The following is a 22,383-nucleotide window of genomic DNA, read 5'->3' on the forward strand; positions in this document are numbered from 1 at the left end:
TTCGACATTCCGCAGCGACAAAGGGAAACGAACGTACATCATGACCGCAAAGCGGATAATTTCCGGGCTGCTATGAAAGTATTGGAATGGATCACACTTGGGCATGGCCAGGGGCTACGAAACCGCCCTGCCCGCCTCAACCAAATTCCTTCTGACAACACCGGCGACCCTGTGTTTGGTGGGCGGCCCGGATCTTTCATGCCTCCCAGCAGGCCAATTCAGTGCGACGGCAACCAAAGCGCCAATTGGGGAAAAACAATAAGCAGAGCGACCAGAAGCAACGAGCAAAAGATAAACGGAAAGGCCGAGGTGTAAATCTCGCGCATGGTGGTTCCCTCAGGAGCCACGCCTTTCATTACGAACAAGAGTAACCCGAAGGGCGGAGTGGTAAAGCTGATCTCGAGTGACAGGAGCATGATCAGCGCGAACCAGATCGGGTCAAACCCAAGCGTTTGTGCAAGGGGAAATAAGATCGGAACGGTCAGGAGCATGATCGAGATCTGTTCCATGAACATTCCAAGCAGCAAGAGCACGGCAAACATTACCAGAAGCATCGGCAAGGGCGAGAGGTCGAAGCTTGTTGCCCAGGTCACGAGCCCCGTGGAAGCGCCTGAAAAGGCCAGAAGCTGGCTGAACGTGGCCGAGCCGAAGACGATGAGATAGGCCATGATCGTGACCCGAAGTGCGCCGATAACCGATTTCTTCATCGCCTCCCATGTCAGGCAGCGAAAGATCGCTGCTAGGATCAGGACACCGAGCGCGCCGAAGGCCGCGGCCTCGGAGGGGGTGACGAAGCCTTTGATCATCAGCGCGATGATGATGACCATGACGCCGACCATCGGGATCACTTCGCGTAGCAGCAAGCCCATTTTGGACAGGAACGACATCGGTTCCACATCATAGGCAGGGGCGGCTGTCGGGTCGATCTGGGTTTGCAGCCAGATCGTTGCGATATAAAACCCAGAAAGGATCAAGCCGGGGATCACGCCCGAGATCAGAAGGGCGGCCACGTCAATCTGTGCCAAGGTCGCCAAAAGCACGGCGAGTGCGGAGGGCGGGATGATAATCGCAAGACCGCCTGTGCCCAGGATCGGACCGATGCTCATGTGCGATTTGTAGCCCCGGCGGCTCATCTCAGGCACCATCAGTGAGCCAAGAAGTGCGGTCGATCCCATAGACGAACCCGAAAGCGTGGAAAACGCTGTGCCGCCCAGAACTGTGACATAGCTAAGACGCCCGGGCAGACGGCCAAGCAGCTTGTCGATTGCGGTGAACATGCGCCCGCCGAGGCCCGTGTGAAAGAAAATCTCGCCCATTAGCAGGAACAACGGAATGGGCATCAGCGCGTATTTGGTGAGCGAGCCGAGTCCGTTGTTCAACAGTTGTGTCACCCCGCGTTCACCGCCCATGAAGACCCACGCGCCGACGATATTTGCGGCCAGAAAGGCCACCGCGATCGGCATGCCGATCGCCATGAGAAACATGATCGTGCCAAGCAGCAGGGCCAGCGCCTCGAACCATTCCATTATTCGTGTATCCCTGCTTCGCCGCTATGCATCAGCTCCGATCCAAAGATGAAGCGCGAGAATTCAATGGCCATCAGTCCGAACGACAGCGGAAACGCGATGGTCAAAAGCCAGCGCGGGAAATAGTAGGCACGGGTATCGAAATCGCCCCGTTCGATATTGGTCATCACCAGCTCGATCCCCTTCCACGTCAGGATCGCGCAAACCAGCACACAGGCCGCGGCGACGGCGCGGCTCAGCAGGTGACGCGGGCCTTCGGGCAAGGCAGCGGTCAGCAATTCGATATGCACGTGGCCTTTTTCGCGGACAAGCCACGGTGCGCCGAGCATCGTCATGTAAAGCAGGCCGTATTCAGCCGAGGTAAAGAGCCACGCGAAAGGTTGCAGCCCGAGGTTCCGCATCAAAACGGAGGCAATGACCGACACCATGATCCACACCAGCATGAGACCGGAAATGACCGCCATTCCATAAAGCAGCGCCTTGTACGTTGTGTTGATCATCGCCTGGCTCCGTAAAGACAAGCAGGCCCGCCCGGAGGGCGAGCCTGCAAAGGCGCTTACTTGGCCGCGTCGAGATCGTAGAACAGCTCGATCAGGCGGTCATAGTTGGCTGTGCCACCGGGTTGACCAGCCATGACTTCCTTCATGCGTTCCCATGTCTTTTCACGAGCAGCGGCGAGGTAGTTGGCCTTGGCCTCACCTTCCAGCGAGACAACCTTCATTCCCGACGCCTCGAGCGCGGCAAAGTCTTCGTCGCGCTTGGCGCGCAGCGCTTCGACGCTGTCTTTCTCGTGCTGGATTGCAACATCCTGAAGGATTTTCCGCGCCTCGTCGGACAGCGAATTCCACTTTTCGAGGTTCACGATCACGCCAAGGTCGGTCGAGAAGAAGCACGGCTCGATCCGGTAGTTCAGGAACTCGTTCCACTTGAGATCGATCAGGCCGATCTGGGTCCAGCCGGTAGCATCAACGACACCACGCTGCAGCGCGGAATAGACTTCGCCGGTGGGCAGGTCGATCACCTGCGCGCCCAGGTAGTTGGTGAAGAACGCGTTGTAGACGTTGTTGCCGCGCAGCTTGAGGCCTTCGACTTCAAGGTTGCCATTGGCGTCGAACTTGGGCTCGTCGCGCGTCCAGAGATTGTAGCACACGCCACTGTCGAACCAGCCAAGGTATTTCAGGCCCATCTTCTCTTGGTGGATCTGGTCGATCAGCTCGATGCCGCCATTCATGCGGGTTTCGACCGCTGTCAGGTTCGACGCCACCATGGCATCCTTCTCGGGCAGCGCGCCGCCGTAGAACGAGCCGGGGGTATAGACCATGTCGACGACCCCGTCGCGCACCGCGTCGGGTTGCTGGAACATGCCGATCGCCTCGGGGCCACCGCGCACGTCGATCCGGACCACGCCCTTGCCGGCCTCGTTGACCTTGTCGACGAAGCTCAGGAAGCTTTTCGTGTAGATCAGCGTTTCGGGGAAAGCATGCACAGCCGAGAGGGTCTCTTCGGCCTTTAGCGTTCCCGCCACCAGCGTGGCCCCTGCAAGCAGGCTTGCCATGAGTTTCATTTGCATCGTGTCGTCCTCCACTGTTTTGGGGCGTCGGCCCCGTTTGTCTGGCCCTCCCGGGGCCGTGACTGCCGCTTCGTGCGGCTGTTTTCAATCCACCTCTGTGGGCCATGCCCAAGCGGCGTTTTGACTGCGAAGATTCTTGAACGCAGCGATCGCTGCACCGTGGTTGCGGGTGAGATCGATGTCGTCCCACCCGTTGACAAGTTTCATCGCCCAGCTGTCATCGAGCGAAAAGCGCACCTCGAGCGCATCGAGTGCGACGCTGCGGCTTTCGATATCGATTGCAATATCTTGCGGACCATGTGCCAGCGCGGCTTCGAGTGCGGCATGGCTGTCGTCGTCGACGACTGCGGGCAGTACCCCGTTGTTGATGGCGTTTGCGGCAAAGATATCGCCAAAGCTGGGGGCAATGACCGCGCGGAAACCTGCATCTATGAGGGCGTAGACCGCCGCTTCGCGCGACGATCCGCTGCCAAAATTCCGCCCTGCGACAAGCACGGTAGCGCCGGGATGGATGTTGAGCGGAAAATCCGCGCGCATCGCTCCTGTGGCATCGCGGCGCATGTCATGCAGAAGGTAAGGGCCATAGCCCTCGTCCCGCGGGACCGACATGAAGCGCGCCGGGATCAACTGGTCGGTGTCGATATTCGCGACCGGCAGGCCAAGCGCCGTGCCCTTTAATGTGCGCCACCCCGCCATCAGATGGCCCGCCCCTCTAGAAGCGGGCGCACATCAGTCAGCGTGCCGGTCACGGCGGCTGCAGCGACCATGGCCGGGCTCATAAGGTGGGTGCGCGCGCCACGTCCCTGACGGCCCTTGAAATTGCGGTTCGTGGAGGATGCGCAACGCTTGCCTTGGGCGACCAGATCGCCGTTCATGCCCACGCACATTGAACAGCCTGAGGCGACCCAATCAAGGCCCGCTTCTGTAAAGACGCGGTCAAGGCCCTCGGCCTCGGCCTGAGCCTTGACCTGAGCAGAGCCCGGCGAAATGAGGCCCGGAACCCTCGCTTTGCGACCGCGGAGCACGGCTGCGGCGGCGCGCAGATCTTCGATCCTTCCGTTGGTACAGGAGCCGATGAACACCTGATCGACCGGCGTGCCTTCCAGCTTGTCACCTGCCTTCAGCCCCATGTAGTCAAGCGCCGCGCGGGCCGCCTCGGCCTTGTCAGACGGCACTTCGGCGGGGTCGGGGATGACGGCGCCAATCGGAAGCGCCTGTTCCGGGCTGGTGCCCCATGTGACGGTTGGCGAGATCTCGGCGGCGTCGAGCGTGACCTCGCGGTCAAAGCGCGCACCCTCGTCACTTGATAGCGAGGCCCAATCAGCACAGGCCGCTTCCCAATCCGCCCCCTTGGGTGCGAAACGGCGCCCGTCCAGATACGCGAACGTCGTCTCGTCCGGCGCCACCATGCCGAAACGCGCGCCGCCTTCGATCGATAGGTTGCACAGGGTCATCCGCCCCTCCATCGAAAGCGCACGAATGGCGCTTCCGGCGTATTCCACGGCATGCCCTTGCGCGCCCCCGGTGCCCAGTTTGGCGATCCACCCAAGCGCGATATCCTTGGCCGTCACACCCGCACCAAGCGTGCCACCAACGGTGATGCGCATCGATTTGGGTTTGCGCTGCCAGACCGTTTGGGTGGCGAGGATATGCGCCACCTCGGTCGCGCCCACACCAAAAGCCAGCGCGCCGAAGGCGCCATGCGTCGACGTATGGCTATCGCCGCAATTGATCAGTAGACCCGGCAGGGTCAGCCCCTCTTCGGGGCCCACCACATGCACGATGCCCTGATGCGGATCATCCAGATCATAGAGCCGCACCCCATGGGTGGCGGCATTGCTGCGCAGCGTGTCGATCATGCGGGCGATCTGGGGGTCGGTGATGCGCGACCGGCCCCGCGTGGGCGCATAGTGATCAACCACGGCGAAGGTTAACGACGGTTCGGCCACCGATAGGCCGCGTTCGCGGATCTTGGCAAAGGCATGGTGCGAGCCTTCGTGCACCAGATGCCGATCGACCCAAAGCAGGGAAACGCCATCGTCGCGCTGCAACACCTCATGCGCGGCCCAAAGCTTGTCGAGCATGGTTTGCGGGGAACGCATCAGCGCTCTCCCTTGCTCAGGCCAATGGCAGGCTCCCAGTGACGTGCCGTGCCCTGACCGACGCGTGTCAGTGGCATTTCAAGGCTAAACATATCGGGGCGGTAAAGCCCCGAGAGGTATTCAACGCCGTTGCCCTCCACGTCGCGCACGACCCGGCGCAGTGACAACAGGGCTGATCCCACAGCCACGTCCAGCGCCTCGGCCACATCGGGACCGGCGAGGGTCGCGCTAACCGATTGATGCGCCTCCTTGATCTGCACGCCGCTGCGTTCGAGCAGCTTGAACAGCGGTGTGGTCGCAAGGTCGTTCTCGGAATAGTTCTGGGCGATCCGGGCAGGAACATAGGTCGTCAGGTGGGAAAAAGGCACGTCCCCCGCCAGCCGCACACGCGTGGCGATCTGGACCTTGCTGTCGCCGTTCAACCCCATCGCCGAGGCCACGAAATCGGGCGCGCTGCCATAGGAAAACGACAATAGCCGTGCCGTGGTCTGCTGGCCCATCTCGACAAGTTGCGGCATCAGCGTGTTGAAATCCATCGCGGCGCGTTGGCCGCTGGCGTGGCGCGCACGTACCTTGGTGCCGCTTCCGGCGCGTCGCTCGATCAACCCGCTCTGGGCCAAGGCATTGAGCGCGCGGCGCACCGTCACGCGGCTGACCCCGAAGGATTCGGCAAGCTTCTGTTCGCCAGGCAGGCTTTCGCCGTCGCGCAGATTGCCGCCGGTAATCTGATCGCGTAGCGACAGATAGACGTGTCGGGCCTTCACCCCTTCCGGCAGTATCTGAACGGTTTCGGCCTGCACTTGTGATTCCCCCAACTCTGCGCCGTAGAAGGTAAATGTGTTCCCTTCAAAAGCAAGTATTAGTATTCTAGATGTGCAAAATTTCTTTCTGGAAAGATACAATATATGTATTACAGATAATACAGGTTACCCGGGGAGAAGGTCATGCCAATTGTCGAACTTCATGTTTTGGAAGGTTATGATGCTAAAGAGAAGCAGCGCCTTGGGCAGGCCCTGACGGACGCGGTGCGCTTCGTCGTGCCCGCCGCGTCCGACCTTGTGACGGTGATGATCCACGACATGCCGCCAGACAATTATTATCGCGGTCGCGCAACGCGCAGCCCCGCACCGGCTCGGCCCGATCCCGCGCGAGTCGTCAAGGATTACCTTGCCGCAATGGAAGCGCGCGACTTGGAAAAGGCGCGCTCCTTTCTCGGCGACGGCTTTGCCATGACCTTCCCGGGCACCGCGCCCATGCGCAAGCTTGACGAGCTGATCGAATGGTCCAAACCGCGCTACAGGTCTGTCACCAAAGCCTATGACGGTTTTGACGCGATGCAGAGCGCGGGTGACGCAGCCATCGTCTATTGCCGCGGCACGTTGCGGGGCGAATACCACGACGGCGGCACCTTTGACGGCATCCGCTTTGTCGACCGGTTCGAAATCACCGGCGGCAAGATCACCAAGCAGGATGTATGGAACGACATGGCCGAAGTGAGGGCGAAGTCATGAGCGAGATCGACCCCATTACCCTGTCGGTTCTTGCCGGCCGGATGGAACAGATCGCGGACGAAATGGACGCGACGCTTTTCCGCGCCGCCTTCAACCCGATCATCGCCGAGGCGCATGATGCCAGCCACGGGCTTTATCACGCCGCGTCGGGCGATACGCTGGTGCAGGGCAAATCCGGCCTGCCGATTTTCGTGGGCGTGATGTCATTTGCCGTGAAAGCCGTGATCGAAAAGGCCGCCAGGGACGGCGATCTTGAAGATGGCGATATCTATATCTTCAACGATGCCCATATCGGCGGCACGCACCTCAGCGACATGCGTCTGGTCCGGCCCTATTTTCGTAATGGTAAACTGTTTTGCTATCTTGCCTCGGTCGGTCACTGGCATGACGTGGGCGGCGCGGTGCCGGGCAACTACAACCCGGCAGCGACGGATGTGTTTCAAGAGGCCTTCAACCTGCCGCCCGTGAAACTGGCCCGCAAGGGCGAGATCAACCAGGACATCATCGACATCCTGTTGCGCAACACCCGCCTGCCGCAATCGGCCATGGGCGATCTGAACGGCCAGCTTGGCGCGCTGGATCTGGGCGTCAAGCGGATGGACGAGTTGCTGGATGAATATGGCAGCGAAACGATCACCGCCGCGCTGGACGCTCTTGGCCATCGTGCCGAGGCGCTGATGCGGTCTGAACTGACCGATCTCCCCAATGGTCGGTGGGAGGCCGAGGATTATCTCGACAACGACGGGATCACCGACGAACCGCTGAAGATCAAGATCGCGCTGGAGATCAAAGACGATCAGATGACGCTGGATTTCACGGGGTCATCGCCGCAATGCGCAGGCCCGGTGAATATTGCCCTGCCAACGACCGTGGCAACCGCCTATGTCGCGATCAAGCATGTGTTTCCGGCCCTGCCTGCCAATGCTGGCGTGATGCGTCCCATCGAAGTGTTCGTGCCCGAAGGCAGCCTTTTGGCGGCGCAATTCCCGGCCCCCACCGGTGGCTATACCGAAACCATCCTGCGCATGATCGACGTGGTCTTTTCCGCCTTTGCGCAGGCCGCGCCCGACCGGGTTGTCGCCAATGCCTATGGCACGATCAATGCGCTCTCCATCGCGGGCAAGCGCAAGAACGGGCAGCCTTGGGTGATGTTCTCATTCTATGGCGGCGGTCATGGCGGTTCGATCGAGACGGACGGGCTCAACCATGGCAACGCGCCGATTTCCACCGCGACGATTCCGCCGATGGAAATCCTGGAGGCCGCCTATCCGGTGATGTTCCGCAAATGGGCGCTTAGGCCCGACAGCGCAGGCACAGGCACGCATCGCGGCGGTCTGGGCGCGGTCTACGAGATCGAAGTGCTGGAGGAAAACGGCGCCGAGGCGTTCCTGTTCGGCGAACGCGGGCGGTTTGCCCCCAAGGGGATCGCGGGCGGCGGCGACGCGGCGCTGAACGCGTTCCAGTATGAGCAGGACGACGGCTGGCACAGCCCGCCGCTGGCCTCGAAGATGCGGGGGATCAGGCTCAAGGCCGGGCAGGCCGTGCGGCTGGAAACACCGGGTGGCGGTGGGTATGGCGCGGCGTCCGAACGCCCGCCTGCTGCCGTGGCCCGCGACGTGGCGCGCGGGCTGGTCAGCGCGGCCCAGGCGGTTGCGACTTATGGCACGAAATGGCGGGAGTACACGGCATGAGCAACCGCATGATCGGTGTCGATGTCGGCGGCACATTCACGGATGTCTTTGTTCTGAACGAGACCGAAGGCACTGCCAGTGTCGCCAAGGTTCCGACAACACGGCCTGACCAGTCGGGCGGCTTTCTCGATGGGATCAGGCGCGAGGTTCAGGACCTGTCGGAGATCTCCGTGGTGGTGCACGGCACGACGGCAGGCACCAATGCACTGCTGGAACGCAAGGGCGCGATAACCGGGGTAATATGCACCGAGGGCCTGCGCGACGTGTTGGAAATGCGCCGCCGCGACAGGCCGCGCACATGGGGCCTGCGAGGCGATTTCGAACCGGTGGTGGACCGCCGCAACCGGCTGGAAGTGCCCGAGCGCACGCTGGCCGACGGCACGATCCGCACGCCCGTGGACCTTGACGCCGTGCGCGCCGCCGCCAAGGTGTTGCAGGATCAGGGCTGCGAAGGCGTGGCGGTCCTGTTTGCCAATTCCTATGCCAACACCGCCAACGAAGACGCAGCCGTCGCCGCGCTGCGCGAGGTCTGGCACAACGAGCATGTCTCGGCCTCGTCCGAGATCCTGCCCGAGATCCGCGAATTCGAACGCTTCTCGACCACCGCGCTCAATGCCTATTTGCAGCCCGAGGTGTCGGGCTATCTGAGACGGCTGGAAAACGCCCTCAAGGCGGGCGGGTTCGATGGCGAGTTCATGATCGTGCAGTCGAATGGCGGCGTCATGGCGGTGGATACCGCTTGCCGTCTGCCGGTGCGCACGGCGCTGTCCGGCCCCGCGGCGGGGGTGATCGCGGCGGGCTATATTGCCGGCTCGGCGGGGTTCGAGAATGTCATCACCGGCGACATGGGCGGGACCAGCTTTGATGTCTCGCTGATCGCAGGGGGGCAGTCGATGCTGTCGCCGCAGACCTCGATCGATTTCGGCATGGTGGTGCGCAATCCGATGATCGAGATCACCACCATCGGCGCGGGCGGCGGCTCCATCGCCTGGGTGGACAAGGGCGGGCTGTTGAACATCGGCCCGGAAAGCGCGGGCAGCAATCCGGGGCCGGTGGCCTATGGCCTCGGGAATACCCGCCCGACCGTGACCGACGCCAACGTGGTGCTGGGCCGGATCGATCCGGACAACCCCATCGGCGGCAAGCTGGAACGGCTGGATGTGGACGCGGCAGGCAGCGCGATAGACGAGCATGTGGGCGGTCCGCTGGGCCTCTCCACGGTTCAGGCCGCCGAGGCGATCCTCAAGGTTGCCAACAGCCGTATGGCGGGCGCTATCCGCCTTGTCAGTATCGAGCGCGGCTATGACCCCAAGCGGTTTGCCTTCATGCCGTTCGGCGGTGGCGGCGCGCTGCATGCGGGGGCGATGCTGGCCGAGGTGGGCATCGCGCGTGCCATCGTGCCGCGCTATCCTGGTGTCACATCGGCCATGGGCTGCGTGATTGCGGACATGCGGCAGGATTTCGTGCAGACGATCAATTCTCTGGTCGGCACTCTGGATGAGGCGGCCTTGGGCGACTTCATGCAGGATCACGCCAATCACGGCATGGCGCTCTTGGATGCAGCGCGCACCAGTTTCGAGGCCCGCCAACTGAGTTTCGAGCTGGACATGGCCTATGTCGGGCAAACCCATACCGTGTCGGTGCCGCTGAATGTGAAAGCGCAGGGCGGCAAGGTGACCCCGCCAACACGCGCCGAGATTGAAGAGGCGTTTGACGCCGCTTATCGCGCCACCTTCGGCCGGCTGTTGCAAAACGGTGTCAGGCGCATCCTGAACCTGCGCAGCGCGGTGACAGGCATTCGCCCCAAATTCGACCTGAGCGCCTTGGCCCCGTCCGGCGATGGCGCGTCCGAGCCGATTGCCCAGCGTCGGGTGCATTTCGCCGACAGCTGGCATGACACGGCGATCTATGACCGCCTGGCCCTTCCGGTGGGAACCGTCATCAAGGGGCCTGCGATCCTGACGCAGCCCGATACGACGGTTCTGATCGAACCTGACTTGCAAGGTCGTGTCGATCCGTTTGGCAATACCATCATCGAGCCTCGGGAGGACGCATCATGAGCAATCCAGCAACATGGGACATTGCGCGCACGGCGCTTCTGACGATTGATTTGCAGAACGATTTCATCCACCCCAAGGGCGCCTATCGCCGGGCCGGGCAAGGCGCGGACAGCATCGCCGCCCTGCCAGACCGCATCGCCCCGCTGGCGCGGGCCATTCAGGCCAGGGGCGGGCGGTATTTCTCGGCCCAGTTCACACTGGTGCCGGACAAGGATGGCGAACCTCTGATTGCGCCGCATCTCAAAGAGCTGCGCCCGTTCCTCGGCAAAGGCGATTTCGCCCCCGGCAGTTTCGGGCACACGCTCGTGGACATACTCCAGCCCGCGGATTTCGTGATCGAGAAGGTCGCCTATTCCGCCTTTTACCAGACAAGGCTGGAATACCTGATGCGCGCGGTGGGGATCGAGCATTTGATCGTCGGCGGCATCGTCACCAATGGCGGTGTCGCCTCGACGCTGCGTGACGCGCATCTGCGCAACATCGAAACCGTCATGCTGACCGATGGCTGCGCCGCGTTCCGGCAAGAGGTGCATGATGCTACGCGGTTGTCGTTGGGAACGGTCACCCATCAGATGAGCTGTGCCGAGGCGCTGAGCCTGATCGAGGCTGCGTCATGAGCCTACGCGCACGTCTTCAGAAAAAGGAAATCTTGGCCGCTCCCGGTGTCTATGACGGGCTGACGGCCTCGCTCGCCGAAGCGGCAGGATTCGAGGCGCTTTATCTCAGTGGCGCGGCCGTGGCCTATACCCGGCTGGGCCGGCCAGACATTGGCCTGACCACCGCGTCCGAGATGGCCGATACCATGACGCTGATCGCCGACCGCACATCATTGCCGGTGATCATCGACGCCGATACGGGCTTTGGCAACGCGCTCAACGCCCAGCGCACCATGCGGCTTTATGAACGCGCCGGCGCCTCGGCCCTGCAGGTGGAGGACCAGACCTATCCCAAACGCTGCGGCCATCTGGCGGACAAGTCGTTGATCCCGGCCACGGAAATGGTGGGCAAGATTGCCGCGATGGCCGATGCGCGCGCTTCGCAAGAAACGCTGATCATCGCCCGCACCGATGCGGTTGCTGTTGAAGGTTTTGCCGCCGCCGAAGACCGGGCCGAGGCCTATCTTGAAGCGGGTGCCGACGTACTCTTTATCGAGGCTCCGCAAACCCGCACCCAGTTGGAACAGGTCGCGACGCGCTTTGCGGAGCGCGTGCCGCTGCTGGCCAATATGGTCGAAGGTGGCGCCACCCCGATCACCAACGCGGCTGACCTTGAAAACCTCGGCTTTTCCATCGTCATCTTTCCCGGCGGGATCGTTCGCGCGCTGGCACGCACCGCGCAGGACTATTACCAGAGCCTTTTCAGCAACGGTTCGAACAAGCCGTTTGCCGACCGGATGTTCGATTTCGGCGGGCTGAACGACGTGCTCGGGACCGCGGAAATGCTCAAAAAGGGTGCACTCTATGACGGCGCCGACAGTTGAAACTCCCCCGGCGGGCTATGACCTTGAGGTCGAAACGCTCATCATCGGTGCAGGTGCCTGCGGGTTGATTGCGGCACTATCGGCACAAGAAGTCGGACAAGAGGTTCTGGTGATCGAGGCCGATGAGGTTCCCTCCGGGTCCACTGCGTTGTCGGCGGGCCTGATTCCGGCGGCGGGCACGGCGTTGCAACAAGAGGCGGGTATCGAGGACAGCCCCGCCCGGCTCTCCGCCGATATTCAAGCCAAGGCTCATGGTGAGAACGACCAGGCGCTGGTCGATCTTCTGGCGCAGAATGCCGCCCCAGTGATCGACTGGCTGACACAGGTGCATGGTCTGCCGTTCTCTGTGGTCGATGATTTCGACTACCCCGGCCACTCGGTCCGCCGCATGCACGGACTGCCGACGCGCTCCGGGGCTGAACTGATCGACGCGCTGCGCAGCACCGCAGAACGCGCGGGCATCGACATTGTCTGCGAACGCCGCGCCGAGACGCTGTTCTTTGAGGATGGTCTGGTTCACGGGATCGCCGCGCGCCGCCCCGATGGCAGTGTGGAAACCATTGGCTGCAAGCGCCTGATCCTTGCCTGCAACGGCTATGGCGGCAACCGTGAACTGGTCGCGCGCTATATGCCCGAGATCGAGGCGGGGCTGTGGTTCGGCCATGACGGCAACCGGGGCGAGGCGGTGCTTTGGGGTGACAAGATCGGGGCAGCGACCGAGCATCTTGGTGCCTATCAAGGCCATGGCAATGTCGCCCATCCTCATGGCATCCTCATCACCTGGGCCACGATCACCGAAGGTGGGGTGCAAGTGAACCGCGAAGGCAACCGCTTCTGGAACGAGGCACAGGGCTATTCCGAGGCCGCCCGTGCCGTGCTGTCGCAACCCGGCGGCGAGGCCGTCGCCATCTTCGATGCCCGGATCGCCGACGTCGCGCGGCAATTCGAAGATTTTAAACGTGCCGAAGCACAAGGTGCGATCAAGAGCGCCGACACGCTGAGCGGGTTGGCCATTGCGCTTGGGCTTCCTGCCGATGCGCTTGTGAGAACCATCGCAAGCATTCCGTTGGGCGGCACGGATGGTTTCGGTCGCAGCTTCGGCGCAACCGGCCTTGCTCCGCCCTATTGCGGCGTGCGAGTGACAGGGGCGCTTTTTCATACACAGGGTGGCCTGCGTGTGGACGAAATGGCGCGTGTTCTCACCCGCGAGGGTGTGCCGATTGCAAATCTCTACGCCGGCGGCGGGGCAGCCTGCGGTGTGTCGGGCCGCGGGGACAGCGGCTATCTTTCCGGAAACGGCTTACTGGCCGCGGCCGTCCTGGGGCGCATCGCCGGAACCCCCGCGATAACCCAAAGGACAAGCACCTCGCCTTCGTGATAAACAGCGCGCCACATGTAGTGACGTTCGCCGTTGATCTTCACGAAAACCTAGTCGACATGCCACTGCCATTGCCGCCCGGATCGCAGTCTTTCCGCCCGCCGACGCCGGATTTCTGACGCGAACATCGGACCAAATCTGTTCCACCAGAAACGGATCGTCTCGTGACTTACATCAATACCGCGCTCGTGCAGCAGATCTTCGACATTCCGCAGCGACAAAGGGAAACGAACGTACATCATGACCGCCAAGCGGATAATTTCCGGGCTGCTATGAAAGTATTTGAATGGATCACACTTGGGAATGGCCAGAGGCTACGAAACCGCCCTGCCCGCCTCAACCAAATTCCTTCTGACAACACCTTTCGAGGACGATCAGTAGTCTTTATGCCATAATTGAGCCTCGAATGCGGGTTGTCCGAGGAGGAGAAGAGCAATGCACAATCAACTAAACGAGCACCGTCGGATGCTGTTTCAAGCGTACCGCAGGTTTCTTGCAGCAGATCGCGCGTGGCAAGTCGCGCAGTCTGCGGCACTGGCATGATTACCAGCCGGCATGACGGAAAAAACAGCACTGATCGGCAATCCCGGTTCCCGCATGCGGCAGCTCTATCAAAAGCGAAACCGTGCGCTCGCCAGGCTTGAACTGACCAGGGCAGAGTTCAAAAAGGCTCAGCTGCGATTGAGTAGGCGGTCAGGCATGGTTGTGCGACTGATAGCGGCCGGATAGGCAGAGGGTTTTTTTTATTCTCCTGTGCGCCACGTTACAGCAAAGCTAGTCGCGTGTTCGGTATCGAGACGACTGCACCACAAGCACTGTCAGCAAGGGCACTGCGACCGAAATAATGCCTACGACAATCAGCAAGTAGCCTAGTTCGGAGTAATCGGCCGACGAAGTCCGTACTCCCGTAGCCGGGTCAACGGCCTCACGTGTAACCAAGAAAACCTTGTTGAGATACTTCGTACCCAAGCTGCTGGCCGAAAGCGCCATATTCGTGAAAGACGCCATGACCGCAAAGAACGTTGCCTTCAGGTCGGCCGGCGCGTTGCGCGCGATCCAGGCCAGCATCGGCACCATCGCGATCTGCGCCAGCGGCGACTCGATCGCGGTATCCAGAATGGCGATGAACCGCGCGTCGACGACTCCACCGGTATGCGCCGCGGTCCATTCCTGGATCCCATAATAAAGACCGATATTCGGCAATGCCAGGATACCGGATGCGATCGTCAGCAGGACGATGATATAGGCGATCGACCGGTTCGCCATCATGGGGCGCAACACGATCAACCCCAGTAAGGCCAGCAGCGAGGTGATCAGTGAAAGGATCGAAAGGAACCGCTCGTCGAACTCGAGCACGTCGATTTCGAACCATATCTGCCCCGGCCCGGGCAGCGGCACGGCCCGGAACACGAAAATGATCGCTGCTGTTCCGATCAGGGCGCGCGCGGCATCGGGGCGAAGTTCCTGAAGAAGCTGCCTCATCAGGAACAGGATCACGGTCATCGAAGTCACAAAAACGATCTCTTGCGCGTAGATGAGGTCCGACGTGCCCAACCAGATACTCAGGACGACGAAGGTCAGGCCACCCCCCAGGATTTGCCAGTTGACGTGCGTCACCGCGTCCGGGCGCCTTTGGGCCACCCCTTGTTCAGCGCGGCGATGCTGCACGATCATGTGCAGCACCACGCCACTGACCGAAATCACGGGGATGGCAAGGGCGATCAGGTAAACACGGCCATACAGATCAAGTCGCGCGTCTTGTGGCAGGTCTTCTGCCCCCGAAAACATCCAGATATTCACGGCGGCTACTGCGACAAGGCCCGATATGATAGCAACGCGGCCTAGCGTCTGCATCGTCGTATGCATGGCGCGCGCCTGCCCCTCGTCGAAAGGTTGGCCCGCTTCGTTAAGGGCGGGCACGGCTTCGACCGTCATGGCATCGGCGACGACGTCCTGGATTGCATAGCCCGCCGGCGCAAGCAGAACGGCGATGACATACCATTCACTCAGCGGAAGCAACGCACGCATTTCATCCGGCCGCGAAACGATGCCATACATGATCAGCAGCGACAGCGTTATCAAACCCGCGCCGAAAAGGATAAGCAGCGCTTTCCACCGCCAGAATATGTCAACCAAATGCCCCATTGGCATCTTCAACACCCATGGCAACCCGGCCCAGAATGCCAGTCCGGCCACGAATTCCGCCGAGAGCGAAAGGTACTCCTTGAGAAAGAACGCCCCCACGACCGAGGTCAGACCGGATACACCCGCCGCGAAATAAACCATCAGAGGCGGCAGGTAGGACCAGCGCATCTGTTGCGCGGGGTCTACAAAGACGCGGTAAAAAGCACCTTTGTGTTCTGAACTTCTGTCATCTTCTTGTGATGGCATCAGGCTTTTTCCATGCGAGGCTTGTTTGTGTACGGGATCGAGCTTCTCAAGCATTCTGATCCCACACCCGCAGTTTTCAGACCACATAGGTCCGCAAGGATAATTGAAAAAAGGATCGAGTTATCAAGCGTCGGTGATGCCATTCGAAAGAAAAAATCCTTCAACAACCAAGCGTAGCCATTTGGGGCAACGAGTTATAGCCATCTATCCATGGCGGCCCGCACCACGGTCAAAGCACAGTGCGCGAAAGCCGCTTGAACCGCAGGCCTGAATATTCCCTGCCGTGCTCGATGCACGTTTCCATTTCGAAGCGACAGCGGATACCATCAGGCGTAACAACGATAGGGTCATCTTCATCCGCACAGGGTTCGATCCTGTGGCGAACAAATTTCTCCCCATACTGTCTGGGCGGAAGCCGGCCCTCTATAAATGCCTGAATTTCAGTGGTGCCCCTTATGTCTCCGAACTCGGAGGCCGTCGACCAGAGACCGTCGGGGTGAAACAGGCGAGCGGCTGCCGTACCATCGCGACGATCCACGCAATCAAGAAATCGCATCAGAAGAGACCTTCGCGAATTCCGCGCGGCATGCGTTGTGTGGGTGCTGCTAGACGAATGCGAACCAGTCTCCACATGGACAGAATGGCTGTCCCTTAATCGGCGCAGAGACCCCGCCACTCGGCAAGTGCGGCGGCCCGGTTCGACTTGAAGTTTGGTCTGGAGGAAAGCGTGCGCTCCGAATTGAACAGGTTATAGATCGAGGCATGGACGGCGACGAATTTCTGCAAACTTCGCATCCGCCGGAAGCGAAGCATCGCCCGCTCTCGTCGTCGGAACAGCAGATGTGAATTCTCAGCGCGATTGTTGAGCCAGCGCCCCGTTTCCTGGCGATGGTCGGCACCGATATCTTTCAGTGCAGCACCATAGGATCTGAGCCTGTCGGTCACGATGACTTCCGGGCGTCCATGCTTGCGCATTGCTTTCTTTAGAAATTTCAGCGCGGCCTTCTTGTCACGTGTCTTCGTGACGAAGCTTTCCAAAACCTCGCCCTCGTGATCAACCGCACGCCAAAGGTAATGGCGTTCGCCATTGATCTTCACGAACATCTCATCCAGGTGCCAGCGCCAGCGGCTCGAACGCATGCCCTCTATCCGCCGCTTCCGGATCTCGGCGGCAAACATCGGGCCAAACCTGTGCCACCAAAACCGCACGGTTTCGTGGCTGACATCGATCCCGTGCTCGTGAAGCAGATCTTCGACATTTCGCAACGAAAGCGGGAAACGGACCTACAGCATCACAGCCAAGCGGATGATTTCTGGGCTGGTTTTTAAATAGTGAAACCGCGATCTTATGGTCATAGGGCGACGCTACAAAACAGCCCTACCCGCCTCAAGCCGGTTTCCTCTGACAAGACCCGATATTGAGGCCGATGGCCGGGAACAGGTAGCTGGTAACCAGCGAGCCGCCAATCCCGATCAGGATGTCACGGCCCAGTCCAGAGCCGGACCCCTTGACAATCAGGGTCGACACCCAGCCGACGACCGCGCCGACCACCACAGCAATCAAGAGCCCTGAAACGAGCCCCATACCGGTGCCCAGCGCTTCGGGCGGCACCTGAGCAAAGGCGGGCGTCGCCAGAAAGCCAAGTGCAGGTGGCATCATATGTTTCTTCATTGAGAAGTCTCCCTCCCTGAACGGCCAAAACTGCCGGATCAACCCACGCAAGTGTGGCGAAGACCATCACATCCGCGTCACACCTGATTTGCCTGCTTGGTTGGTTACAATCTACCGTTGCGCAGATTGAAGACCTGACCACGAGAGTTCGTCCCGCAAATTACGTGACGGTGGCCCGAGGCCATCTCGATATAGTAGTTGTCGGACCCTTCCTGGCCGGCCTTGATGATGTGAACGTCCCGCGCTCTGACACCAAAGCTGGATGAAACCTCGTCTCTGCAGCCTGCAATCGCGGCAGCGGGCACTCTGACTTCGCGGACTTTGTTTCGCTTGTGCGCGAGGTTGTTCTCACGCTCTTTATGTCCGGCCGCGTAGCCTTCGCTGTAAGCGCGGGTGCCGTAGCCCGTATCGAACTGCTCATTGTGCAAACCGTCCCGGTATCCCGCCTCGAACATCGCCGTCTCGTGGTGTCCTTGAGGTCTGTATCCTTCCTGATAATGATTTTCGTGATGCGCGAGGGCCGCAATGCCAAGGATCGCAGCCGCGGCCAAGGCCGCCTTTTCCTTGTCGGACATCGCAGCACCAGGAATCGCTGATCCGACGAACAACGAGCCAGCAACCAGGCCCGTAACTAGAATTCGCATGATTTCCTCCTATACCTAGCGATTTAACTGAAAATTGTACGCGAAGTGGCGACCAAGAAGGACGCATTTCGCACCCGTAACAGTGTCATTGGATTGGATCCTCTGGCACAAGGAATGTTGGAACGAGGTCTTCTGTGCAGCCAGAATTCACTGGTTCGCCCGGTTGATCGAAAAAGGCTGCAGCGACGTCTCTGGCGCATTGTGAGAACAACGTTGCCCCATGCCCCGTGTTTGGAAAACGGACGAACTGTGACCCGACCGAGTTGACCGCCGCCAGCTCTGCCCATGACGTCGCTGTCCGGATGCCGTGCGTTCCAGTGAAAATCATCACAGCAATACCATGACTTCTTGTTGCGAGACCCCACCGGCCTGAGAGCACCGCCTGGTCCATCAGTTTGCCGCAGAGCGAATTTGCTCCATTACGGCGTCGCAGTCAGACGTACTTCCCACAACGGCACCAGGCGCTGTCTCACCGGACATCTCGGCAAGGTCGGCCGCTGCGCGGGTGAGGATCTGGTCCACCTGGTCAGGGGTCAAAAGTCCCTCCTCCTGCGCGGCAATCACGATCGAGCAGACGCCGGCCGACATACCCGTCGCAATACCCGCACCTGCGGCCGAGCCTCCGACGATCGCCCCACCGAAGAGGGCTCCTGCGACCAGTCCAATAACCAGCCCGACAGTTCCAATCAGTATTTTACCCATGTCTTCTTGCCTTTCTCAAAAACAGCGGCCTTCAGGGCCACAACAAATTGAGGATGAAAACCGCGGCACCGATTCCAAAGAACAGCGGCCAACTCCATCTCGGGCCACCGTCCTTGTGCGGGACATAAAGACCCGCTTTGTGCATGCCGATCATCACGACAAATATGAGGACGCCCGTTACAAGCGCATGTGCGAGGTCAAAGTGCATCTGGCCCTCCCTTGTTAGGTTGTTCACTGCGGGGTCTGCCGCCGTGAACGTATCGACAAAGCAATGTCAGGATCGTGATATTCAGCAACGGCGACAGGGTTGCTATCCACGGGAGCAACGGTTCGGGAAATCCGTCCGTCCAAAGAACCCATGGCAGACCAAGCGGCATCAGAAAGACGCCTGCCAGGGGATCGCGCTCCTGACCGAAGAGCCCAAAGGCTCCGATCAGGAGCAACGCCAGAGCTACGAGGTACATCGCCCAGGCGATCCGGATGATCCACTTGCAGAGTTTCAACAGTCCTCGGCGGGCAGCATCGTGATGTTGGAATAGCGTCCGTCCGCCGTGGTGATCGCTGCGCATGATCCTGTCGTGCGATTGAACCAATAGCTCGTCAGACCTTCGCTGCGGATCAGTTCGTATCCGCGCGCCTGCAGCCCACCCTCGGCCTGACCTGCACGTGCGCCGACGAAGTCGGAGAGATCTCCCGCGCCGCCTGTGCTCGCCGGTGCCGAAGTGCCGCCCGTGTCTTCGACGCATCCCGCGAGCGCGAGCAGCGCTACTGCGCCGGCCATCATTCTGAATTCATTTCTCATTGTGTCTCTTCCACTCCTTTCATGTGAGATTGCTTCGTTACGATTGGCCAGTGGATGCTGACCAAGTTTACTGTCTGCCGTCTTGATGACCCGGCGTTGTCTCATTCAATCCCAAAGATGACATTGTATGATTGAGCACCATTTGCGGTGTTGTAGACTTCGACCACATGGTCGCCTGACTGCCAGAGCTGTCCACGATACTCTTGTGTCGCATTCATTTCATCCAGCAACACGGAACCGTCCGGGTTGTAGATTACGTACGTCATTCCGGGTCCGTTCGCGGCGAGACGGAAATACAGAAACTGACCGTCGCGCGCGCCAAGGATGTAGCGCCGGCTCTCTTGCGGCAGGAGAGAGCCCGTGAGTTCCGCTCCGGAGCTACCTGCGGGGAACTTTATGATCACGGTCGACCCGCCGCTTCCCGATGCCCCTGCGGCGGTGCCTGACGACGCTGAACCGCCGCTCATGCCAGAGGCAGGATCGTTGCTGCCTTCGATCAGAAAGTCACCCGCAGCCCACCCCTCGTAGCCCGGGTCGGCCAGCGTGGCGACGCGGCACCAGCGGCGGCCTTCTTGCATCCGGCAGCCCAAGTTGCGCACGTTTTGCCCGTTGTTGAGGCGCGTCACCAGGCTCTCGCCCGAGGAAGGGCCCGAACGCAAGTTCAAGGTGCCGCCCGAGGTGGCTACCTTGTAGAAATCCGGGCCGCCCTGCAGGCCGTCCGCATAATCGGCCTGCACCCTGTCGCCGGTTTCGCCCTCGATGCTGATCGCTATCATGTAGTCAGACACTTCGTCCCGCCGCGCTGCGCTGCGCATCATGTAGACCGACACGGTGTACTCGCCGGAGGCAGGCAGAACCCCGTCAAAGATGTTCAGATCAGGCACCATCGCCCCCATGAACTGGCTGTTGACCAATGCCTCGTCACCCGGGCCCCTGCCGGGAACGTAGACGTTGAAATAGGTGGCGGTGTTTGACGGTTCGAGCCGGACTTTCATCCGTTGGCCCGCTTCGGCGCCGATCCGGTAGAGGACACTCTCATAGCCGGTTATGGAATCGTTGATAACCGTGCCAGACGTACCAGCAGCAAATCGGACATATTCGGTGCGCATCTCATCCTGCGCAAGCGCGGGTGACAATCCGCCGAAGGCCGCTGCCGCCAGACCGAGCGCGGCGGCAGCGGTAAGGTTGGTGAAGAGCTGAATGCCGGGAGACATATTGCAAATCCTCAATGGATTTCGGGTGTAACGCACGTGACCACAGCTTAGAGTGTTGGCATTATAATGCGGATCAATGCCGACATCCCCCCAAAATGACCACTACTCATCGATCATGTTTGCAACTGACTCGGGAATAGTCTATCCATTTGGCGCAGAGATTATCCAAAAACCGCTGCGAAGTTGGAAATGTTTGATCCGACCGCACATGCTCGAAATCCGCCTGTTGGGCTCGGTCCCCGCGTACTATGCCAGACCGCGGATGATGAATTGCCGACCGGGCTCGGGGGATTCCGGCTGAGCGCCTATTACAGCGGCGAACGGTCCAAGCTGTCGAGGCGCCAGTTCACGGGCAAATCCACCCTCAAACTGCGCGATCCGACGGATGGCGAGGCAGCCGTCGCGATCAGCGATATCGCATTATTGAGCCTCGCCTATGTCAGATCGACCGGACATGACGTTGTCGTGCGGGAACTGCAGCGGGCCAACCTTCTGGTCCCGGTCACCGGCACGCTGGCCAGCCGAAACGAACAGATGCGGTTCGAGCGCAAGAGCGAGCCATGGATCCTGTTTGGCCGCGGGACGCGCGAAACGACGACCCTTCCCACGCAGGAGGCACCTTACCAGGCCTTCGTGCTGTCCATGCCGCCCCAGGTCCTTGGTGACCGCCTCGCACGCATGGAAGCGCAGGGCGGCATGCTCTGTGGAGACGCGTTCCGGGATGACGATCTGCATCTGGCCCGCATTACGCTCACATTGGCTGCAGAGGTGTCCCTTTGCGCGGATATGGAAATGGACATGCGCTTGGCCGAGGCATGGGGGACGATAGTGCTCGACCAGCTCAACCGCTGCGTTGACGCGCACCTCGGTACCGGCGCGAATGAGTCGTCCGGCCCCAAGGAAAACCCGTCTCTCAGGCACGTCAGAAGGGCCGAAGAACTGATACACAAGCGCCCCAACGAGATCGAAGGGCTTCCGGACATCGCCCTCCATGTCGGCGTGTCCGAGCGAACGCTTCAGGCCGCCTTTCGCAAGGTTCGCGGAGCCACGCCGATGCAAGTGCTGGCACAGGCAAGGCTGCATTGCGCAAGGCGTGCGCTGCTCGACCGCGACGGTCCGAAAACGGTGTCGGACGTCTGCTCAATGTGCGGCATCGAGCATCACGGGCGATTCAGCAAGCTCTACAAAGAGGTCTTTGGTGAACACCCCGTCGCGACCCTTAATTCACGTTGGACAACATAACAGGCGAACTTCTCTTTTGACCGCCAATGCGCCATTCAAACGCAACGAGGCAAAAGCCAGCAAAGTCCGCATTGTAGTCATTGAGCGGAATTGAGCGAACGTCTGCCTTGAGCCCGAAGTGGCCATCGCCCGAGGACTTGGGTGCCGCTGTGCGGCGAATGAATGCCCGTATTGGCCGGGTCGACTGCGGTGATGACGTCTATTCGCCCGCGCAGGGGTGCTGTCAGACAGATTCTAACCAGTCTCAGTTTCCCAATAACCACGGGAACTTAGGCGGAACAGAGCTTACGCCACTCGGCGAGAGCGGCGTTGCGGATCAGCTTGAAGTTTTCGCGGGTGTAGAGGTGGCGCTCCTGGTTGAAATGGTTGTAAACGGAGGAATGAACGGCGGCGAACTT

Annotated in this window: 21 protein-coding genes and 4 pseudogenes; 7 read left to right on the plus strand and 18 right to left on the minus strand. The window is 60.6% G+C overall.

Annotation, left to right across the window (positions count from 1 at the left end; all coding sequences use genetic code 11):
• The 7 genes and pseudogenes from AC2FNS_RS17295 to AC2FNS_RS17325 form a co-directional block, all read right to left on the minus strand.
• Window positions 1-105: pseudogene (locus tag AC2FNS_RS17295) on the minus strand (IS6 family transposase); the annotation flags it as partial.
• Between the two features lie 113 nt (window positions 106-218).
• Window positions 219-1,526 (minus strand): TRAP transporter large permease, encoded by a 1,308-nt coding sequence (locus AC2FNS_RS17300; RefSeq protein WP_496684000.1) that lies wholly within the window; start codon window positions 1,524-1,526, stop codon window positions 219-221.
• Window positions 1,526-2,026: a TRAP transporter small permease gene (locus AC2FNS_RS17305; RefSeq protein WP_496713218.1), complete on the minus strand. Its 501-nt coding sequence runs from the start codon at window positions 2,024-2,026 to the stop codon at window positions 1,526-1,528. Before AC2FNS_RS17305 ends, AC2FNS_RS17300 begins: the two co-directional genes overlap by 1 nt.
• 56 nt (window positions 2,027-2,082) lie before the next feature.
• Entirely contained in the window at window positions 2,083-3,090 is a 1,008-nt protein-coding gene (gene dctP, locus AC2FNS_RS17310; RefSeq protein WP_496684006.1) for a TRAP transporter substrate-binding protein DctP, read from the minus strand.
• A gap of 90 nt (window positions 3,091-3,180) precedes the next feature.
• The gene (leuD, locus tag AC2FNS_RS17315; protein ID WP_496683995.1) at window positions 3,181-3,792 is read right to left on the minus strand and encodes a 3-isopropylmalate dehydratase small subunit; all 612 of its coding nucleotides are present in this window, start codon (window positions 3,790-3,792) and stop codon (window positions 3,181-3,183) included.
• Window positions 3,792-5,198, minus strand: coding sequence for a 3-isopropylmalate dehydratase large subunit (gene leuC, locus AC2FNS_RS17320; RefSeq protein WP_496683992.1), 1,407 nt, complete (start codon window positions 5,196-5,198; stop codon window positions 3,792-3,794). Before leuC ends, leuD begins: the two co-directional genes overlap by 1 nt.
• On the minus strand, window positions 5,198-6,013 hold the full coding sequence (locus AC2FNS_RS17325) for a GntR family transcriptional regulator (protein ID WP_496713216.1): 816 nt from the start codon (window positions 6,011-6,013) through the stop codon (window positions 5,198-5,200). The genes leuC and AC2FNS_RS17325 overlap by 1 nt, the downstream gene beginning before the upstream one ends.
• Before the next feature lie 129 nt (window positions 6,014-6,142).
• On the opposite strand from AC2FNS_RS17325, the gene AC2FNS_RS17330 reads away from it, so the two are divergent.
• Genes AC2FNS_RS17330 through AC2FNS_RS17355 form a run of 6 tightly spaced genes read left to right on the plus strand, consistent with a single transcriptional unit; the run spans window position 6,143 to window position 13,318 of the window.
• A complete protein-coding gene (locus tag AC2FNS_RS17330; RefSeq protein ID WP_496683989.1) occupies window positions 6,143-6,709 on the plus strand; it encodes a nuclear transport factor 2 family protein in 567 nt (188 codons plus the stop codon).
• Window positions 6,706-8,400 (plus strand): hydantoinase B/oxoprolinase family protein, encoded by a 1,695-nt coding sequence (locus AC2FNS_RS17335; protein WP_496683987.1) that lies wholly within the window; start codon window positions 6,706-6,708, stop codon window positions 8,398-8,400. The genes AC2FNS_RS17330 and AC2FNS_RS17335 overlap by 4 nt, the downstream gene beginning before the upstream one ends.
• Entirely contained in the window at window positions 8,397-10,460 is a 2,064-nt protein-coding gene (locus tag AC2FNS_RS17340; RefSeq protein ID WP_496713214.1) for a hydantoinase/oxoprolinase family protein, read from the plus strand. The genes AC2FNS_RS17335 and AC2FNS_RS17340 overlap by 4 nt, the downstream gene beginning before the upstream one ends.
• Entirely contained in the window at window positions 10,457-11,077 is a 621-nt protein-coding gene (locus AC2FNS_RS17345) for a cysteine hydrolase family protein (protein ID WP_496683982.1), read from the plus strand. The genes AC2FNS_RS17340 and AC2FNS_RS17345 overlap by 4 nt, the downstream gene beginning before the upstream one ends.
• Window positions 11,074-11,940, plus strand: coding sequence for an isocitrate lyase/PEP mutase family protein (locus AC2FNS_RS17350; protein WP_496683980.1), 867 nt, complete (start codon window positions 11,074-11,076; stop codon window positions 11,938-11,940). The genes AC2FNS_RS17345 and AC2FNS_RS17350 overlap by 4 nt, the downstream gene beginning before the upstream one ends.
• A complete protein-coding gene (locus AC2FNS_RS17355; protein ID WP_496713212.1) occupies window positions 11,921-13,318 on the plus strand; it encodes an FAD-dependent oxidoreductase in 1,398 nt (465 codons plus the stop codon). Before AC2FNS_RS17350 ends, AC2FNS_RS17355 begins: the two co-directional genes overlap by 20 nt.
• Here AC2FNS_RS17355 and AC2FNS_RS17360 read toward each other — a convergent pair.
• The 10 genes and pseudogenes from AC2FNS_RS17360 to AC2FNS_RS17405 all read right to left on the minus strand — a co-directional run.
• A pseudogene (locus AC2FNS_RS17360) lies at window positions 13,288-13,623 on the minus strand (IS6 family transposase); the annotation flags it as partial. The gene AC2FNS_RS17355 and the pseudogene AC2FNS_RS17360 sit on opposite strands and share 31 nt — an antisense overlap.
• Window positions 13,624-14,092: 469 nt before the next feature.
• Window positions 14,093-15,709, minus strand: a complete 1,617-nt coding sequence (locus AC2FNS_RS17365; RefSeq protein WP_496743593.1) for an MFS transporter — start codon at window positions 15,707-15,709, stop codon at window positions 14,093-14,095.
• A 229-nt stretch (window positions 15,710-15,938) separates the two neighbouring features.
• Entirely contained in the window at window positions 15,939-16,265 is a 327-nt protein-coding gene (locus AC2FNS_RS17370; protein WP_496713210.1) for a nuclear transport factor 2 family protein, read from the minus strand.
• Window positions 16,266-16,360: 95 nt separating this feature from the next.
• A pseudogene (locus AC2FNS_RS17375) lies at window positions 16,361-17,065 on the minus strand (IS6 family transposase).
• A gap of 31 nt (window positions 17,066-17,096) precedes the next feature.
• Window positions 17,097-17,381 (minus strand): hypothetical protein, encoded by a 285-nt coding sequence (locus AC2FNS_RS17380; RefSeq protein WP_496682735.1) that lies wholly within the window; start codon window positions 17,379-17,381, stop codon window positions 17,097-17,099.
• Window positions 17,382-17,485: 104 nt separating this feature from the next.
• Window positions 17,486-18,025 (minus strand): hypothetical protein, encoded by a 540-nt coding sequence (locus tag AC2FNS_RS17385; RefSeq protein WP_496682738.1) that lies wholly within the window; start codon window positions 18,023-18,025, stop codon window positions 17,486-17,488.
• A 390-nt stretch (window positions 18,026-18,415) separates the two neighbouring features.
• Complete coding sequence (locus tag AC2FNS_RS17390) at window positions 18,416-18,727, minus strand: hypothetical protein (RefSeq protein ID WP_496713208.1); 312 nt, start codon at window positions 18,725-18,727, stop codon at window positions 18,416-18,418.
• 31 nt (window positions 18,728-18,758) lie between these two features.
• Complete coding sequence (locus AC2FNS_RS17395; RefSeq protein ID WP_496713206.1) at window positions 18,759-18,935, minus strand: hypothetical protein; 177 nt, start codon at window positions 18,933-18,935, stop codon at window positions 18,759-18,761.
• A 291-nt stretch (window positions 18,936-19,226) separates the two neighbouring features.
• Complete coding sequence (locus AC2FNS_RS17400; protein ID WP_496713204.1) at window positions 19,227-19,529, minus strand: hypothetical protein; 303 nt, start codon at window positions 19,527-19,529, stop codon at window positions 19,227-19,229.
• 101 nt (window positions 19,530-19,630) lie between these two features.
• Window positions 19,631-20,743, minus strand: a complete 1,113-nt coding sequence (locus AC2FNS_RS17405; RefSeq protein ID WP_496713203.1) for an SH3 domain-containing protein — start codon at window positions 20,741-20,743, stop codon at window positions 19,631-19,633.
• Window positions 20,744-20,932: 189 nt separating this feature from the next.
• Between AC2FNS_RS17405 and AC2FNS_RS17410 the strand changes: the two genes are divergently transcribed.
• Window positions 20,933-21,985 (plus strand): helix-turn-helix transcriptional regulator, encoded by a 1,053-nt coding sequence (locus tag AC2FNS_RS17410; RefSeq protein WP_496743576.1) that lies wholly within the window; start codon window positions 20,933-20,935, stop codon window positions 21,983-21,985.
• A 269-nt stretch (window positions 21,986-22,254) separates the two neighbouring features.
• Here the strand turns inward: AC2FNS_RS17410 and AC2FNS_RS17415 are convergent.
• Window positions 22,255-22,383 (minus strand): annotated as a pseudogene (locus AC2FNS_RS17415) (IS6 family transposase); the annotation flags it as partial.

This window comes from Ruegeria sp. BHSA191 (genome assembly GCF_059613325.1).

Bases quoted from the DNA above. Each gene is read 5' to 3' on its own strand.
- AC2FNS_RS17300 (WP_496684000.1), bottom strand. From the start codon at position 1,526: ATGGAATGGTTCGAGGCGCTGGCCCTGCTGCTTGGCACGATCATGTTT.
- AC2FNS_RS17305 (WP_496713218.1), bottom strand. From the start codon at position 2,026: ATGATCAACACAACGTACAAGGCGCTGCTTTATGGAATGGCGGTCATT.
- dctP (WP_496684006.1), bottom strand. From the start codon at position 3,090: ATGAAACTCATGGCAAGCCTGCTTGCAGGGGCCACGCTGGTGGCGGGA.
- leuD (WP_496683995.1), bottom strand. From the start codon at position 3,792: ATGGCGGGGTGGCGCACATTAAAGGGCACGGCGCTTGGCCTGCCGGTC.
- leuC (WP_496683992.1), bottom strand. From the start codon at position 5,198: ATGCGTTCCCCGCAAACCATGCTCGACAAGCTTTGGGCCGCGCATGAG.
- AC2FNS_RS17330 (WP_496683989.1), top strand. From the start codon at position 6,143: ATGCCAATTGTCGAACTTCATGTTTTGGAAGGTTATGATGCTAAAGAG.
- AC2FNS_RS17335 (WP_496683987.1), top strand. From the start codon at position 6,706: ATGAGCGAGATCGACCCCATTACCCTGTCGGTTCTTGCCGGCCGGATG.
- AC2FNS_RS17340 (WP_496713214.1), top strand. From the start codon at position 8,397: ATGAGCAACCGCATGATCGGTGTCGATGTCGGCGGCACATTCACGGAT.
- AC2FNS_RS17345 (WP_496683982.1), top strand. From the start codon at position 10,457: ATGAGCAATCCAGCAACATGGGACATTGCGCGCACGGCGCTTCTGACG.
- AC2FNS_RS17350 (WP_496683980.1), top strand. From the start codon at position 11,074: ATGAGCCTACGCGCACGTCTTCAGAAAAAGGAAATCTTGGCCGCTCCC.
- AC2FNS_RS17355 (WP_496713212.1), top strand. From the start codon at position 11,921: ATGACGGCGCCGACAGTTGAAACTCCCCCGGCGGGCTATGACCTTGAG.
- AC2FNS_RS17365 (WP_496743593.1), bottom strand. From the start codon at position 15,709: ATGCCATCACAAGAAGATGACAGAAGTTCAGAACACAAAGGTGCTTTT.
- AC2FNS_RS17370 (WP_496713210.1), bottom strand. From the start codon at position 16,265: ATGCGATTTCTTGATTGCGTGGATCGTCGCGATGGTACGGCAGCCGCT.
- AC2FNS_RS17380 (WP_496682735.1), bottom strand. From the start codon at position 17,381: ATGAAGAAACATATGATGCCACCTGCACTTGGCTTTCTGGCGACGCCC.
- AC2FNS_RS17385 (WP_496682738.1), bottom strand. From the start codon at position 18,025: ATGCGAATTCTAGTTACGGGCCTGGTTGCTGGCTCGTTGTTCGTCGGA.
- AC2FNS_RS17390 (WP_496713208.1), bottom strand. From the start codon at position 18,727: ATGGGTAAAATACTGATTGGAACTGTCGGGCTGGTTATTGGACTGGTC.
- AC2FNS_RS17395 (WP_496713206.1), bottom strand. From the start codon at position 18,935: ATGCACTTTGACCTCGCACATGCGCTTGTAACGGGCGTCCTCATATTT.
- AC2FNS_RS17400 (WP_496713204.1), bottom strand. From the start codon at position 19,529: ATGAGAAATGAATTCAGAATGATGGCCGGCGCAGTAGCGCTGCTCGCG.
- AC2FNS_RS17405 (WP_496713203.1), bottom strand. From the start codon at position 20,743: ATGTCTCCCGGCATTCAGCTCTTCACCAACCTTACCGCTGCCGCCGCG.
- AC2FNS_RS17410 (WP_496743576.1), top strand. From the start codon at position 20,933: ATGTTTGATCCGACCGCACATGCTCGAAATCCGCCTGTTGGGCTCGGT.